This window comes from uncultured Allobosea sp., assembly GCF_945957345.1.
Classification (GTDB): domain Bacteria; phylum Pseudomonadota; class Alphaproteobacteria; order Rhizobiales; family Beijerinckiaceae; genus Allobosea.
The window spans coordinates 1-14,298 of record NZ_CAMFKW010000030.1 but is presented as its reverse complement, the minus strand read 5'-3'; the positions used below and the strand labels follow the sequence as shown (position 1 = coordinate 14,298).

General features: G+C 66.6%; 11 protein-coding genes. 1 reads left to right on the top strand and 10 read right to left on the bottom strand.

The window, feature by feature from the left end:
- Positions 1–11 precede the first annotated feature (11 nt).
- Genes Q0Q36_RS15580 through xdhA form a run of 6 tightly spaced genes read right to left on the bottom strand, consistent with a single transcriptional unit; the run spans position 12 to position 8,181 of the window.
- Entirely contained in the window at positions 12–935 is a 924-nt protein-coding gene (locus Q0Q36_RS15580) for an ABC transporter permease (RefSeq protein WP_293799154.1), read from the bottom strand.
- Entirely contained in the window at positions 932–1,996 is a 1,065-nt protein-coding gene (locus tag Q0Q36_RS15575) for an ABC transporter permease (RefSeq protein ID WP_293799152.1), read from the bottom strand. The genes Q0Q36_RS15580 and Q0Q36_RS15575 overlap by 4 nt, the downstream gene beginning before the upstream one ends.
- Positions 1,989–3,533 carry an ABC transporter ATP-binding protein gene (locus tag Q0Q36_RS15570; protein ID WP_293799151.1) on the bottom strand — a complete coding sequence of 515 codons (1,545 nt, stop codon included), beginning with the start codon at positions 3,531–3,533 and terminating at the stop codon, positions 1,989–1,991. Before Q0Q36_RS15570 ends, Q0Q36_RS15575 begins: the two co-directional genes overlap by 8 nt.
- Positions 3,517–4,359 (bottom strand): xanthine dehydrogenase accessory protein XdhC, encoded by an 843-nt coding sequence (gene xdhC / locus Q0Q36_RS15565; RefSeq protein ID WP_293799150.1) that lies wholly within the window; start codon positions 4,357–4,359, stop codon positions 3,517–3,519. Before xdhC ends, Q0Q36_RS15570 begins: the two co-directional genes overlap by 17 nt.
- Positions 4,356–6,698, bottom strand: a complete 2,343-nt coding sequence (gene xdhB / locus Q0Q36_RS15560; protein WP_293799149.1) for a xanthine dehydrogenase molybdopterin binding subunit — start codon at positions 6,696–6,698, stop codon at positions 4,356–4,358. The genes xdhC and xdhB overlap by 4 nt, the downstream gene beginning before the upstream one ends.
- Complete coding sequence (gene xdhA / locus Q0Q36_RS15555) at positions 6,691–8,181, bottom strand: xanthine dehydrogenase small subunit (RefSeq protein ID WP_293799147.1); 1,491 nt, start codon at positions 8,179–8,181, stop codon at positions 6,691–6,693. The genes xdhB and xdhA overlap by 8 nt, the downstream gene beginning before the upstream one ends.
- A gap of 117 nt (positions 8,182–8,298) precedes the next feature.
- Between xdhA and guaD the strand changes: the two genes are divergently transcribed.
- Positions 8,299–9,624, top strand: coding sequence for a guanine deaminase (gene guaD / locus Q0Q36_RS15550; RefSeq protein WP_293799145.1), 1,326 nt, complete (start codon positions 8,299–8,301; stop codon positions 9,622–9,624).
- A gap of 123 nt (positions 9,625–9,747) precedes the next feature.
- Here guaD and Q0Q36_RS15545 read toward each other — a convergent pair whose 3' ends face one another.
- The 4 genes from Q0Q36_RS15545 to Q0Q36_RS15530 all read right to left on the bottom strand — a co-directional run.
- Positions 9,748–10,605, bottom strand: a complete 858-nt coding sequence (locus Q0Q36_RS15545) for a D-amino-acid transaminase (protein ID WP_293799143.1) — start codon at positions 10,603–10,605, stop codon at positions 9,748–9,750.
- 111 nt (positions 10,606–10,716) lie between these two features.
- Positions 10,717–12,318 carry a peptide ABC transporter substrate-binding protein gene (locus Q0Q36_RS15540; protein ID WP_293799142.1) on the bottom strand — a complete coding sequence of 534 codons (1,602 nt, stop codon included), beginning with the start codon at positions 12,316–12,318 and terminating at the stop codon, positions 10,717–10,719.
- Between the two features lie 106 nt (positions 12,319–12,424).
- On the bottom strand, positions 12,425–13,561 hold the full coding sequence (locus Q0Q36_RS15535) for an alpha/beta fold hydrolase (RefSeq protein WP_293799141.1): 1,137 nt from the start codon (positions 13,559–13,561) through the stop codon (positions 12,425–12,427).
- 15 nt (positions 13,562–13,576) lie between these two features.
- Positions 13,577–14,298: phosphate acyltransferase (locus Q0Q36_RS15530; RefSeq protein WP_293799140.1), on the bottom strand; the 722-nt coding region annotated here is incomplete at its 5' end.

Here is a 14,298-nt window from a genome sequence, read left to right as displayed (position 1 = left end):
GAGTTGCGGCGTCAGGACGCCGAGAAGGGTTTGCCGAGGCAGGCGGGCGCGTCGAGCCGGCCGGTCTTCCGTCCTAGCGACATCATGGTCAGAACTGCAATCGTCGCAAGGTAGGGGGCCATCGCCAGCATCTCGGGCGCGATCCAGCCGATGCCGGCCGCCTTGGCCTGCAATTCGAGCGTCATCACCGCGCCGAAGAGATACGCGCCGAGCAGCAGGCGCCCGGGTTTCCAGGCCGAGAAGACGACGAGCGCGAGCGCGATCCAGCCGCGCCCGGCGGTCAAACGGTCCGCCCACATCGGAGTCAAAGCCAGCGAGAAATAGGCGCCGCCGAGACCGGCCAAGGCCCCGCCGAAGGCGACGGCCGCATAGCGGATGGCAACGACGGGATAGCCGATCGCATGGGCCGAGGCGTCGTTCTCGCCGACGGCGCGCAGGATCAGCCCCGGCCGCGTCCGGCGCAGGAACCAGCTCACGCCCGCCACCAGCGCGAAGGAGAGATAGACGAGGATGTCGTGGCCGAAGATCACGCGCAGGATCGGATGCTCCGAAAGCGCCGCCGGAAACACCGGCTGGAGCCGCGTCACGGTACGCCCGACGAAGCCGGCACCGATCAGCGAGGAGGCGCCGATGCCGAAGATCGTCAGTGCCAGCCCCGTTGCGACCTGATTGGCCATCAGTGAAAGCGCGAGCACGGCGAAGATCATCGAGGCCGCGACCCCGGCAGCCATCGCCGCGACGAGGCCGATGCCTGTGCTGCCGGTCGAGAAGGCGACGGCGAAGCCCGCAACCGCGCCGCAGAGCATCATGCCCTCGACGCCGAGATTGAGCACGCCGGCCTTCTCGGCGACAAGCTCGCCCAGCGCGGCCAGCAGCAGCGGCGTCGACGCCGCGATCAGCGTCATCAGGATGGAGACGACCATGGTGGAGGTCATGCCGCCCTCCGCTTGAAGCCGATCCGCCAGCGCACCAGTACGTCGGTCGCGAGCAGCATGAACAATAGCGTCGCCTGGAACAGGCCGGTCGCGGCTTGCGGTAGCCTCACCGTCGACTGCGCGATCTCGCCACCGACATAGGTTCCCGCCAGCACGATGCCGCCGAAGACGATGCCGAGCGGGTTCAGCCGGCCGAGGAAGGCGACGATGATCGCCGTGAAGCCATAGCCGACTGGGAATTGCGGCGTGAGCTGGCCGAAGGGGCCGGCCGCCTCGAAAAGCCCGGCGAGGCCGGCGAGCGCGCCGCTGACCAGCATCGTCGCCCAGGTCGTGCGTGCCGCGCTGAAGCCGCCATGGCGGGCGGCGGCGGGCGCAAGCCCGACGACCTTGATCGCGTAACCCGCCGTGGTCTTCTCCATCAACAGCCAGGCGATGACCGCGAGCAAGAGCGCGGCGGGGATGCCGAGATGGACGAGCGTTCCTTCGAGCACCGTCGGCAGCGTCTGGTCGGCGGTGAACATCCGCGTCTGCGGGAAATTGAAGCCCCCAGGATCCTTCCACGGACCGCGCACCAGGAAATATAGGAATTGGACCGCGACATAGGTCAGCATCAGGCTGGTCAGGATCTCGCTGACCTGCAATTTGACGCGCAAGAAGGCGGGGATCGCGGCCCAGGCCATGCCGCCGAGAATGCCGGCCAGCACCATGGCGGGCAGAATCCACCAACCCGTCATGTCATAGGTCAGGAGCGCGACGCCGGTGCCGGCGATGGCGCCCATGACATATTGCCCCTCGGCGCCGATATTCCAGACATTGGCCCGGAAACCGATGGCGAGCCCAAGCGCGATCATCACCAGCGGCGCGCCCTTGACGCCGATATCGCCCCAGCGCTGCGGCTCCAAGAACGGCGTCAGGAAGATGCTCTCGACGGCGTGGAAACCGTCATAGCCGATGGCGGTGAAGACGATCATGCCGATCAGCATGGTGAGAGCGATCGCGATCAGCGGGCTCGCCAGCAGCATCAGCAAGCTGGGTTCGCGACGGCGGCGCCATTCAAGCATGGGCTGCCTCCGCACCATGGACGCCGCCCATCATCAGGCCGATCTCGTCGATGCCGAGGCTCGCGACCGGGCGCGGCGCCGACAGGCGCCCCTCGTTGATGACGCAGAGCCGGTCGGCCAGCTCGAGCAATTCATCGAGATCCTGCGAGATCACCACCACGGCCGAGCCCTTGGCGGCGAGATCGACCAATTCCTGCCGGATCGCTGCGGCGGCGCCGGCATCGACCCCCCAGGTCGGCTGCGAGACCACGAGCACGGCCGGCTGCTGGCCGATCTCGCGCCCCATGATGAATTTCTGCAGGTTGCCGCCCGAGAGCGAGCGGGCGAGCGCCGCGTTGCCGGTCGTGCGGACGTCGAAGAGCTTGATCACGCCATCGGCGAAGCGCTTGACGCTAGCGCGGCTGATGAAGCCATGCGGCGCCAGCGGCAGGCGATGGCGCGCGGTGAGCACGCCGTTATCGGCGAGCGAGAAATCCGGTACGGCGGCATGGCCGTTGCGCTCCTCGGGCACGCAGGAAAGGCCGAGCGCCCTGCGGGGGCCGGCGCCTTCCAGGCCGACAGCCTTGCCGTCGAGCCGGATCGCTTCGGCGCCGTCCGCGAGCTGTTCGCCCGAAAGCGCAGTCAGCAGCTCCGCCTGCCCGTTGCCGGCGACACCGGCGATGCCGAGGATTTCGCCCGCCCGCGCCTCGAAGGAAACGCTCTCCAGATCGGTGCCGAAGGGCGGCTCTCCCCGCAGCGACAACCCTTTGACTTCCAGCCGGACGGCGCCGGACCCCGTCGCCTTGCCGTGCTCGATCTTGCGCAACTCCGCGCCGATCATCAGCTCGGCCATGCGCTTGGTCGTCTCGATCTTGGGATCGCAGGTCGCGACGACCCGCCCGCCGCGCAGGATGGTGGCGCTGTCGCAGAGCGCTTTGATCTCGTGCAGCTTGTGCGAGATATAGAGGATCGAGCAGCCCTCGGCCGCGATCTGGCGCAGCGTGGCGAACAGCCGCTCGACCTCCTGTGGCGTCAGCACCGAGGTCGGCTCGTCCATGATCAGGAGCTTCGGCTTCTGCAGCAGGCAGCGCACGATCTCGATGCGCTGGCGCTCGCCGACCGAGAGCGTGTGCACCTCGCGCTCCGGATCGAGCGGCAGCGAATAGGATTGCAGGATCGCGGCGACTTGGCTCTTCAGCTCCTCGCGATCGACGGCCTCATCGAGCCCGAGCGCGATGTTCTCGATCACGGTCATCGCGTCGAAAAGCGAGAAATGCTGGAAGACCATGCCGATGCCGAGCTTGCGCGCGGCCTTGGGCGAGGGGATCGAAACGGGCGAGCCGTTCCAGGAGATCGTGCCTTCGTCGGCCTGCTGGACGCCGTAGATGATCTTGACCAGGGTCGATTTGCCGGCGCCGTTCTCACCGAGCAGGGCGTGGATTTCGCCGGGACTGACGCTCAGGCTGATGTCTTCATTGGCTTTGACGCCGGGAAAGCTCTTCGAGATATGGGCGAGCGCCAGCCGCGGCGGTACATCCTGCTCACGCGGCTGTTTCATGTCGCGACCGTCTCCCTTTCGCCGGCTCCCGGCGGCCAAGCAAGCAACGCACCAGCTCGGCTGCCGTCAAGGCCGCGATCACCTCCGGGCGCTTGTCGTCCACATCCGAACCGCCGATCGGGCAGGTCAGGCGCGTCAGCGCCTCACGTCGTCCGCCGCTGCGCAGGAAGCTCGCTTCGAAACGCGCGCGCTTGGTCGCCGAGCCGATCATGCCGACATAAGCCGCATCGCTCCGCGCCAGCGCCGCTTCGGCCAGCCGGTAGTCGAGCGCGTGGCTGTGCGAGAGCACGACGAAGGCGGCCTTGGCCGGGGCGCTCGCGATCGCGTCGACGGGATCGGCCATGCGGATGCAGGTGACGGCCGCCGGCAGCCCGCTCATGACGTCGTCACGGTCGTCGATCAGCGAAACGGAGACGGGCAGGGGCGCCAGTGCTTGCGCCAGCGCCCGGCCGGTATGGCCAGCGCCGAAGATCAGGGCCGGTGGTCGCGCCGCGGCTTCCGCCTTCTCGCGGGCGCTGAAGAGGGCGATCTCGCCCGCGCCGGCATGGCGCAGCGACACGCGCACGCGTCCGCCGCAGCACTGCCCCATCTGGGGGCCGAGCGGGATATCGAGCAACTGGTCCTCGGCTCCTTCGCTCAACATGTGCCGGGCGATGTCGATGCAGTGGAATTCGAGCTGCCCGCCGCCGATGGTTCCTGCGACGGCGTTCGGGCTGACAGCCATACAGGCTCCAGCCTCGCGCGGCGTCGAGCCTTCCGCAGTCTCGATCCGGACGAGGACGATGCCGTCGCGCTGATGGGCGGTGAGGAAGGTGGCGAGGGTCATGACGCGGCCTCCGCCCTGACGCGCTCGACCGCATCCAGCACGCGTTCCGGCGTCGCGGGAGCATCGAGGCGCGGGCAGATGCGATATCCGCCGACGCTCGCCACCGCATCCGACAGCGCATGCAGCACCGAGATCGCCAGCATCAGCGGCGGCTCGCCCACCGCCTTGGAGCGATGGATCGTCGGCGCGCGGTTCGGCGCGTTTTCCAGCAGATCCACATTGAAGATGCGCGGCCGATCCGAGGCGACGGGGATCTTGTAGGTCGAGGGGGCGTGGGTCCAGAGCTGGCCCTTCTTGTTCCAGACCAGTTCCTCGGTCGTCAGCCAGCCCATGCCCTGCACGAAGCCGCCCTCGATCTGCCCCTTGTCGATCGCCGGGTTCAGCGATTGCCCGCAATCATGGAGGATATCGACGCGCTCGACCTTGTATTCGCCGGTGAGCGTATCGATCGCGACCTCGGCCGCTGCCGCGCCATAGGCGAAGTAATAGAACGGGTGACCGCGCCCGGCCTTGCGATCCCAGTGGATTTTCGGCGTCGCATAGAAGCCCGTCGCCGAGAGCTGGACGCGGGCCATATAGGCGGCCGCGACCAGTTCCTTGAATGTGATCTCGCGGGCGCCGACTTTGACCCGCCCAGGCAGGAAGACGATGTCTACCGCCTCGATCTGCCAATGTTTTGCGGCGAATTCGGTCAGCCGCTGCTTGATCGTCTCGCAGGCGTCGAGCGCCGCCATGCCGTTGAGGTCGGAGCCGGACGAGGCGGCGGTGGCGGATGTGTTCGGCACCTTGCCGGTCGTGGTCGCGGTGATCTTGATTTGATCGAGCCCGATTCCGAAGGCATGGGCCACCACCTGCGCCACCTTGATATAGAGCCCTTGGCCCATCTCGGTGCCGCCATGGTTCAGCGCGACCGTGCCGTCCGTATAGACATGCACCAGGGCGCCCGCCTGGTTGAACCAGGTCGCGGTGAAGGAGATGCCGAACTTCACCGGCGTCAGCGCGATCCCGCGCTTGACGATGGGGCTCGCCCTGTTCGCCTCGCGGATCGCGGCCTTGCGCGCTTGATAATCGCAGCGCCGCTCCAGTTCGGCGATGACATCCGCCGCGATATTGTCCTCGACCGTCTGGTGATAGGGCGTGACGTTGCGGCCCGCGCCGCCATAGAGATTGCGCCGGCGCACCTCCAGCGGGTCGAGCCCGGTCGCGAAGGCGACCTCCTCGATGAAGCGCTCGGCCCCGACCATGCCTTGCGGCCCGCCGAAGCCGCGGAAGGCGGTGTTCGAGCAAGTGTTGGTGAAGAGCGGCTCCGAGCGGGCGCGCACCGCCGGATAGAAATAGCAATTGTCCATGTGGAACAGGGCGCGGTCGGTCACTGGCCCCGACAGATCGGCGTTCCAGCCGCAGCGCGCTGCATAGACGGCATCGAGCGCATGGATGTGGCCCTCGTCGTCGAAGCCGATCTCGTAATCGCAGACGAAGTCGTGGCGCTTGCCGGTGATCGCCATGTCGTCGTCGCGATCGGGCCTGAGCTTGACCGGCCGCTTCAGCTTGCGGGCCGCTATGGCGGCGACGCAGGCGAAGAGATTGGCCTGCGTCTCCTTGCCGCCGAAGCCGCCGCCCATGCGCCGGACCTCGACGGTCACCGCATGCGAGCCGACGCCGAGCACGGCCGCGACCATGTGCTGGACCTCGCTCGGATGCTGAGTCGAGACCAGCACAGCCATGTCCTCGTCCTCGCCGGGGATCGCGAGCGCGATCTGGCTTTCGAGATAGAAATGCTCCTGCCCGCCGATCGCCATCGTGCCTTTGAGCCGGCGCGGGCTCGCGGCGAGGCTGGCAGCCACATCGCCGCGCTCCAGCTTGAGCGGCGCGGTAACCAGCTTGCCGCCCGCTTTCCGCGCGGCGGCGACATCGATCAGCGGAGCCTCCTCGGCATATACCGCCTTGGCCAGTGTTACGGCATGGCGTGCCTGCTCGCGGGTTTCGGCCACTACCGCAAAGAGCGGCTGGCCGTGGAACAGGATAGCCTCCGTCGCGAAGACCGGCTCGTCGTGCAGATGCGTCGAGGAGATGTCGTTGGCGCCGGGGATATCTGCCGCCGTCAGCACGGTGACGACGCCCGGTGCTGTGCGCACCGCATCGAGATCGAGCGACAGCAACCGGCCATGGGCGATGCTGCTCGTGCCGAGATAGGCATGCAGCAACCCTTCGGGCGCAGCGATGTCATCGATATAGAGCGCCTCGCCCGCGACATGCTTGGGCGCGGAATCATGGATGCGGGAGCTGCCGACCGGGCCGCTCTCCAGTCCGATATCGAGCTTGCGGCGTGCGTCAGCCATGGAAGGCCTCCGCTAGCAGGCCGGCGACCCGGGTTTGCGTGTCAGATTGCGTCGTCTCGATCAGGAAACGGCGCAGCAGGTTGCCGGCGATCGTCAGGCGATAATGCGCCGAGGCGCGCATGTCGTCGAGCGGGGTGAAATCCTGTGAGAGGGCAGCGATGGCGGCAACGACGGCCGTTTCGTTCCAGCGTTGACCGACGAGCGCCGCCTCGGCCGCCGCCGCCCGCTTCGGGATGCCGGCCATCCCGCCATAGGCGAGGCGGGCTTCGCTGATGCGCCCGTCGCTGCCGAATGTCAGTTGGAAGGCGCCGCAGACGGCTGAGATATCCTCGTCGAAGCGCTTCGAGACCTTGGAAGCGTGGAACAGGACGCTATCCGCCAGCTTCGGCACCAGCACGGCCTCGACGAATTCGCCAGGGCGCCGGTCCTGCTTGCGGTACTCGATGAAAAAGCTTTCGAGCGGGATGGAACGGCGCTCGATCCCGGCCGCGGAGCGCCTTGCCAAGACCAGCGTTGCGTCGAGCGCGATCAGCGCCGGTGGCAGGTCGCCGATCGGCGAGCCATTGGCGATGTTCCCGCCAATCGTGCCGGCATTGCGTACCTGCTCGCCGCCGAAACGGCGCATCAATTCGTCGAGCTGCGGCGAAAGGCCGGCGAGCGCCGTGCGGACGTCGATATGACCAGCCATGGCGCCGAAGCGGAGATGATCGCCCTCGTCGGTGATCGCGCGCAAGGCCTCGATCCGGCCGAGGTAGATCAATGGGTCGAGCCGCTTCATCGCCTTGGTGACCCAGAGCCCGACATCGGTCGCACCAGCGACCAGCGTCGCCTGCGGATGCGCAGCGACGAGCTCGGCCAAAGCCTCGACCGTTGCTGGCGCATAGAACCAGCCGCCGTCCCCTTGCAAGGCCAGCGTCTCGTTATCGCTCAAGGCCGTGAGCCGTGCTGCAACGGCCTCGCGCTCTTGTAAGAAGCGATCGGTCTCGCGCGGCGCGATCTCGTCCATGCGCCGGCCGGCGGCGATGATCGGCTCGTACCCGGTGCAGCGGCAGAGATTGCCGGCGAGCGCATCCTCGATCCGGCCCACGCTCGGCTCGGCCTCGTTGAGCCTCAGCGCCAGCAACGACATCACGAAGCCCGGCGTGCAAAAGCCGCATTGCGAGCCATGGCACTCGACCATCGCCTGCTGCACCGGATGTAAGGAGCCATCCGCGCGTTTCAGGTGTTCGACGGTGAGGAGCTGGCAGCCGTCCAGCGTCGGCAGGAAGCGGATGCAGGCATTGATCGCCTCGTAGCGCAGCCGCCCGCGATCGAGCCGCCCGACGACGACGGTGCAGGCGCCGCAATCGCCCTCGGCGCAGCCTTCCTTGGTGCCGGTCATGCGCTGGTCGAGGCGCAGCCAGTCGAGCACGGTGAGCGTCGGATCGCAGCGGTCGATCTCGATCAGCCTGTCGCCGAGCAGGAAGCGCAAGCTGTCACGCATCCTGCCCTCTCCCTTCGCAACGCCAAATCATGCCCGCAGATTAGGCATGATCCGCGCTTGGCCGGAAGCTTCGATTTGGTGCAGATGTGATGTGGAATTGTGCCGGAGCTGCCCGCCGTGACCGCATCCACCGTCCTGCGCGCCCTTCGCGGCCGCCTGCTCTGGTTCGTCGACGATCCGCAAACGGCAGGCGAGGCCGCGCATCGCTATGTCGCGGACGGTCTGCTCGTCATTGAGAACGGATTGATCAAGGCGGCTGGTGAGGCACGGGATCTTCTGCGGACGCTGCCGGCCGATGCCGAGATCGTCGATCATCGTCCGCATCTGATCATGCCGGGCTTCATCGATGCCCATATCCATATGCCGCAGACCCAGGTCGTTGCCTCCTATGGTGCGCAGCTCATGGAGTGGCTGAACAAATACACCTTCGTCGAGGAGCAGAAGCTGGTGCAGCAGGGCCATGCCGAGAAGCTCTCGCGCTTCTTCCTCGACGAGTTGCTCGCCAACGGCACGACGACGGCGGCGGTCTACTGCTCGGTGCATCCGCAATCGGCCGAAGCCTTCTTCACGGAATCGCAGCGCCGCAACACCCGCATGATCGCCGGCAAGGTGATGATGGATCGCAATGCGCCGGAAGCGCTGACCGACACCGCCGAAAGCAGCTATCGCGATTCCAAGGCATTGATCGCGCGCTGGCACGGCAAGGGCCGGCAGCTTTATGCGATCACCCCGCGCTTCGCGATCACTTCGACGCCCGATCAATTGGCGGCGGCGGGGCGGCTCGCGGCCGAGCATCCCGACTGCCATGTCCAGACCCATATCGACGAGAACCGGGCCGAGATCGCCTTTGCCCGCGAACTCTATCCGGAAGCCGCCGATTATGCCGATATCTATCGGCGCTACGGCCTGCTCTGCCCGAAGAGCCTGATGGGCCATTGCATCCACATGACCCATAACGAGTGGCAAGGCTTTGCCGAGACCGGTGCGGTCGCCGTTTTCTGCCCGACCTCGAATCTCTTCCTCGGCTCGGGACTGTTCGACTGGGCCCATGCGCGGCAGCGCGGCGTGAAGGTCGCGGTCGCCACCGATATCGGCGGGGGCACGTCCTATTCGATGCTCAGGACCATGGCCGAGGCCTACAAGGTGCTGCAGCTTCAAGGGCAGTCGTTATCCGCCTTTGCGGCGCTGCATGCGATCACGCGCGGCAATGCCGTGGCGTTGGGCCTCGATCACCTGGTCGGGAGTTTCGAGCCAGGTCGGGAGGCGGATATCGTCGTGCTCGACACGGCCGCGGCGCGGGCGATGGCGCATCGCCTGGAAACGGTGCGCGATCTGGCGGAGGAACTCTTTGTGCTCGTCACGCTGGGCGACGACCGCAACGTCGCTGCGACCTATGTGATGGGGGAATTGGCTGCAGGCGCGTCATTCTCGGGCGGCGCATAGCGCCATCCGTCATGGTCGGGCTTGTCCCGACCATCCACGTCTTCACTGGTCGAGGAGCTTGTTCAAGACGTGGATGCTCGCCACAAGGGCGAGCATGACGGTGGAGCTGCTGCCGGCTGGATATCAGCCCAGCACGCCGCCCTTGCGGGCGTAGTCGATATAGATCTCGCGCAGGCGCAGGGCGGTCGGGCCGGGCGCGCCGTTATGGATCGTGTGGCCGTCGATCGTGGTCACCGGCATGACGAGGCTGGTCGCTGAGGTGATGAAGGCTTCCTCGGCATCGAGCGCCTCTTCCAGCGTGAACTCGCGTTCCTCGAAGGTGAAGCCGGATTCGGCGAGATAGGCCAGCACCGCCTTGCGGGTGATGCCCGGCAGAACCTTGTGCGAGAGCGGGCGCGAGATCAGCGTCTTGCCCTTGACGATCCAGGCGGTGGAGGAGGCGCCCTCCGTCACCACGCCGTCCTCGACCAGCCAGGCTTCCTGCGCGCCGCTTTCCAGCGCGAACTGCTTGGCGAGCACCGGAGCGAGCAGGTTGACGCTCTTGATGTCGCGGCGGGCCCAGCGCAGGTCCGGCGTCGAGACGACCTTGATGCCGGTCTTGGCGCCCGGCGCGTTCACGAAGTTGCGGGCCTGGGTGAACATCACCAGCGTGGGCTGGACATCCCTGGGGAAGGGGAAATCGCGATCGGAGGCGCCGCGCGAGACCTGCAGATAGATGCCGCCTTCGTCGAGGTTGTTGCGCTTGATCAGCTCCTCATGGATCGCGACCAGCTCGGCCTTCGACCAGGGCAGGGCGAGACGGATTTCGCCGCAGGAGCGCTCGAGCCGGGCCAGATGCGCCTCGCAATCGACCAACTTGCCGCCGATCACGGCCGAGACCTCGTAGATGCCGTCGCCGAAGATGAAGCCGCGGTCGAAAACGGAGATCTTGGCCTCTTCCTCGGGAAGATAGGCGCCATTGACGTAGACGATGCGGCTCATCGATGCGGACTCGCTGATTGGAAGGGAACGCCGGCCCTTCCTAGCGAAGCTTGGCGCCGGTTGCGAGCCTCAAGGCGGGGAAACGGCCCGGCGTCTGGTGCAGGGCCGGCCTCAGGCCTTTAGGCTCAGGAACCGCGTCGGGATCGCGCCGCGCAGGTTCTGCTCGAAGCCGACAAGCTTCGGCGAGACCAGGTTCTTGGTCGAATAGTGCAATACCGGAATCCAGGGCTCCTCGCGGATGACGATGCTGTCGGCCTCGCGCAGGATCGCGGCGCGTCGGGCAATGTCGAGTTCCTCGGTCGCCAGCTTCATCAGCGCGTCGAACTGGGCGTTCTTGTACTTGCCGATATTGAAGCCGGCGTTGTCGCTCTCGAACAGGAACAGGAAGTTCTGGGGGTCGGAATAGTCGCCGATCCAGCCGTAGCGGGCGACATCGAAATCGCCGCCGTCGCGCAGATAGGCGAAATGGGTGCGGAAATCGGTCTCGACGAAGCGGGTCTCGACGCCGATGGCGCGCCATTGCTCGGCGATCGCGTCGGCGGTGTGGCGATTGTTGTCGGTGGTGTTGAAGCGGAACTCGATCTGGAGCGGCACGCCGCCGCCGAACCCGGCCGAGGCGAGCAGCCGTTTCGCTTCGTCCTCGCGCTCCAGCACCGAGGCATGGCGGAAATCGAGCTCGGCGCGCTCTCCGTAATTGCCGATATGCGGGGGTATCACGCCATAGGCCGGCAGCATCGTACCGCCCCAGATCCGGTCGGCGATGAACTCGCGGTCGATCTGCAGCGAGAGTGCCCGCCTGACGCGCTCGTCGTCGAAGGGCGCCTTGGCGCTGTTGATGATCAGGAAATAGGTCGCGAGATAGGGGCCGATCTGGACCTGATCGCCGAGCCTGTCCTTCAGGCTCTTGAACTGATCGGCCGGGATATCGGTGGTGAGGTGCAGTTCGCCGGCCTGGAAGCGCCGCGCGGCAGCCGCAAGGTCGGAGGCCGGATAGAAGATCACCGTATCGATCTTCGCCTCGGCGGCCGCGTGGAAATGCGGGTTGCGGTCGAGCCGTATATGCGAGTTCGGCGCCAGCTCCTTGAGCATATAGGGGCCGTTGGTGATCCAGTTTTCCGGCTTTGCCGGCTCCTGCGCGGCCCTGGCCACGCTGGCCGGGTGCACCGGCAGGGTGCTCTGATGGGTCAAGAGCTCCAGCAGATAGGGCGTCGGCTGTTCCAGCGCGATCTCCAGCGTGCCTTCATCGGGAGCGCTGATACCGAGCGCTTCGAGAGAGGAGCCGGCAGCCGCTTTGTGGATCGCCTCGGCATTGCGGATCGGGAAGAGCAGGTTGGCGTATTTCGCGCCCGTCTCGGGATTGACGATGCGCCGGAAGGAATAGACGAAATCCGAGGCCTTGACCGGGTCGCCATTCGACCATTTCGCGTTGCCGCGCAGCTTGAAGCGCCACGTCTTGCCGTCCGGGCTCATCGTCCAGCTCTCGGCGACGCCCGGTACGACCTCGCCCTTCATATTGTGGATGACGAGGCCTTCGCGCAGGTCGCGCAGCAGATGGGCTTCGGCGACCGTCGAGGTCTTGTGCGGGTCGAGCGTTTCCGGGTCGCCGTCATTGCCGCGGTGGAAGACGCTACGGCCTTGAGAGGCGGCGGCGCGGGTCGCGGAGAGGATGGCGGCGAACGCCAAGGGCGCATGGCGGCGCGTGACGTCGAGCATGGCAACCTCCCTCGAATCGGGCGTCGTTGCGAGCGATGCCCGACTTTCGGGGAAGTAGAACCCGGCAAAGCCGGTTCTGCCAAGCGGGAAAGCGTGCCCGGCGTCGTCAGCGCGGTCCGGCCGCCCGATTGTTTTCGAAGACGATCGCGCAATCCTCGGCCTTCTTGGCGCATGCCGCCAGCGCGGCCTGGCGTGCAAGCTCCAGATCCTTCTCCCCATATCGATAGTTGAAAGTCTTGCTGGCCTTGCTGAAGGCCATCGCCTTGTCACCGGGCGCGCTGAAATAATTCTCGAATGCGGGAGCGCCCTTCTCCAGGCCCAGGCGCTCGAATTCCGCTTGCGGACGGCCCTCGGGCAGGGTCGGCAGCTTCCATGCGCGCAGCGAGGCGTCCATCTCCCGAAGCCAGACGAAACGGGCCTGGCCGTTCTGGAGAATGGCGTGGCCGCGTGGCTTGACCTCTGGCAGCGTGATCAGGCGGACATTCCCGCCCCGGTCGAGCGCGACGGCGCGCATACGGTCGACGAGGGGGGGCGGGAAGAGCTCATCGTTGCCGGCATAGACCCAGAGCTGGGGCACGGTTTCTTGCCAGGGCCAGCGTCGAATGGTTTCGACGAGCGCGTCACGACCCTTCTCGACGCATTCGTCGAAATTGAGCCCGCCGGCGACGTTGATCACCGCTTTCAGACCGGGCGGTTTGCGCTGGGCCAGCGCCATGACGGCGGCGCCGCCGGCCGATTCGCCGAGCGCGATGATCCGATCGGGATCGACATCGGAACGCTCCGTCAATGTCTTGAGCGCCGCTTCGAGCTCCTTCGCTTCGCTCTCGAAACGCCGGGTCATATCGCCCTGTCCGCAGCTTGCGCCTGCTCCGGAAAAAGGGCCGTCCGACTGACCGAAGCCGCGGCGGATAACGATGGCGGCAATCCAGCCGCGGCGGGCTAAATCCCGCGCGATCGACCTATATTGGACGGCGCGCAGGTCACCCATCCGGGAGCCCGTCGCCGATTTGCCATGCGTGATCAGCGCGAGCGGCAGTCGGCCGTCGATCCCTTCAGGGCGGATGATCAGCGATTCCAGACGGGTCTCGCGGCCATCGATGCGCATCCGCAGGAAGCCGCTTTCCTCGCCAAGCGGTTCCTGCGCGCTGGCCCGCATCATTGCGGCCAGCCAGATGGCGACTCCCAGCGCGCCTGCACGGCACGCGGATGTGACTTTGGCCATCGCCATGTCCGACAGTTCCACCCGATCCCGTATCCCCTAGCGGGCGGCGGCTGCGGCCTCGCTCTCCTGCGCCTCGACCACGGCAACGGCGGTCATGTTGACCACGCCGCGCGCCGTTACCGAGCCGGTCAGGATATGGGCGGGCTTGGCCGTGCCGATCAGGATCGGCCCGACCGGCAGCGCATCGGCCATCACCTTGGCGAACTGGTAGGAGATGTTGGCGGCGTCGAGATTGGGGAAGATCAGGACGTTCGCCATGTCCTTCAGCGTCGAGGAGGGCAGGACGCGCTCGCGGATCAGCGGGATGAGGGCGGTATCGGCCTCCATCTCGCCGTCGCATTCCAGATGCGGCGCCCGCTCGCGGATCAGCTTCAGCGCCTTGCGCATCTTGAGCGAGGAGGGCGTATCGGCCGCGCCGAAATCGGAATGTGAGAGCAACGCGATCTTGGGATCGATGCCGAAGCGCTGGACATGGTCGGCCGCGAGCACGGTCATGTCGGCGATCTCCTCCGCCGTCGGATCGGACTTCACATGCGTGTCCGACAGGAAGAAGGCGCCCTTGTTGGTGATGATCAGCGTCATCGCCGCGAGATCGCAGACGCCCGGCGCCAGGCCGATGATGTCCTTGATGTGCCGCAGCCGCGACATGAACCGGCCTTCGAGGCCCGAGATCATCGCATCCGCCTCGCCGCGAGCGACGGCCAGCGCCGCGATCACGGTGTTGTTGGTGCGCACCAGCGCGCGCGCCGCCTCGGGCG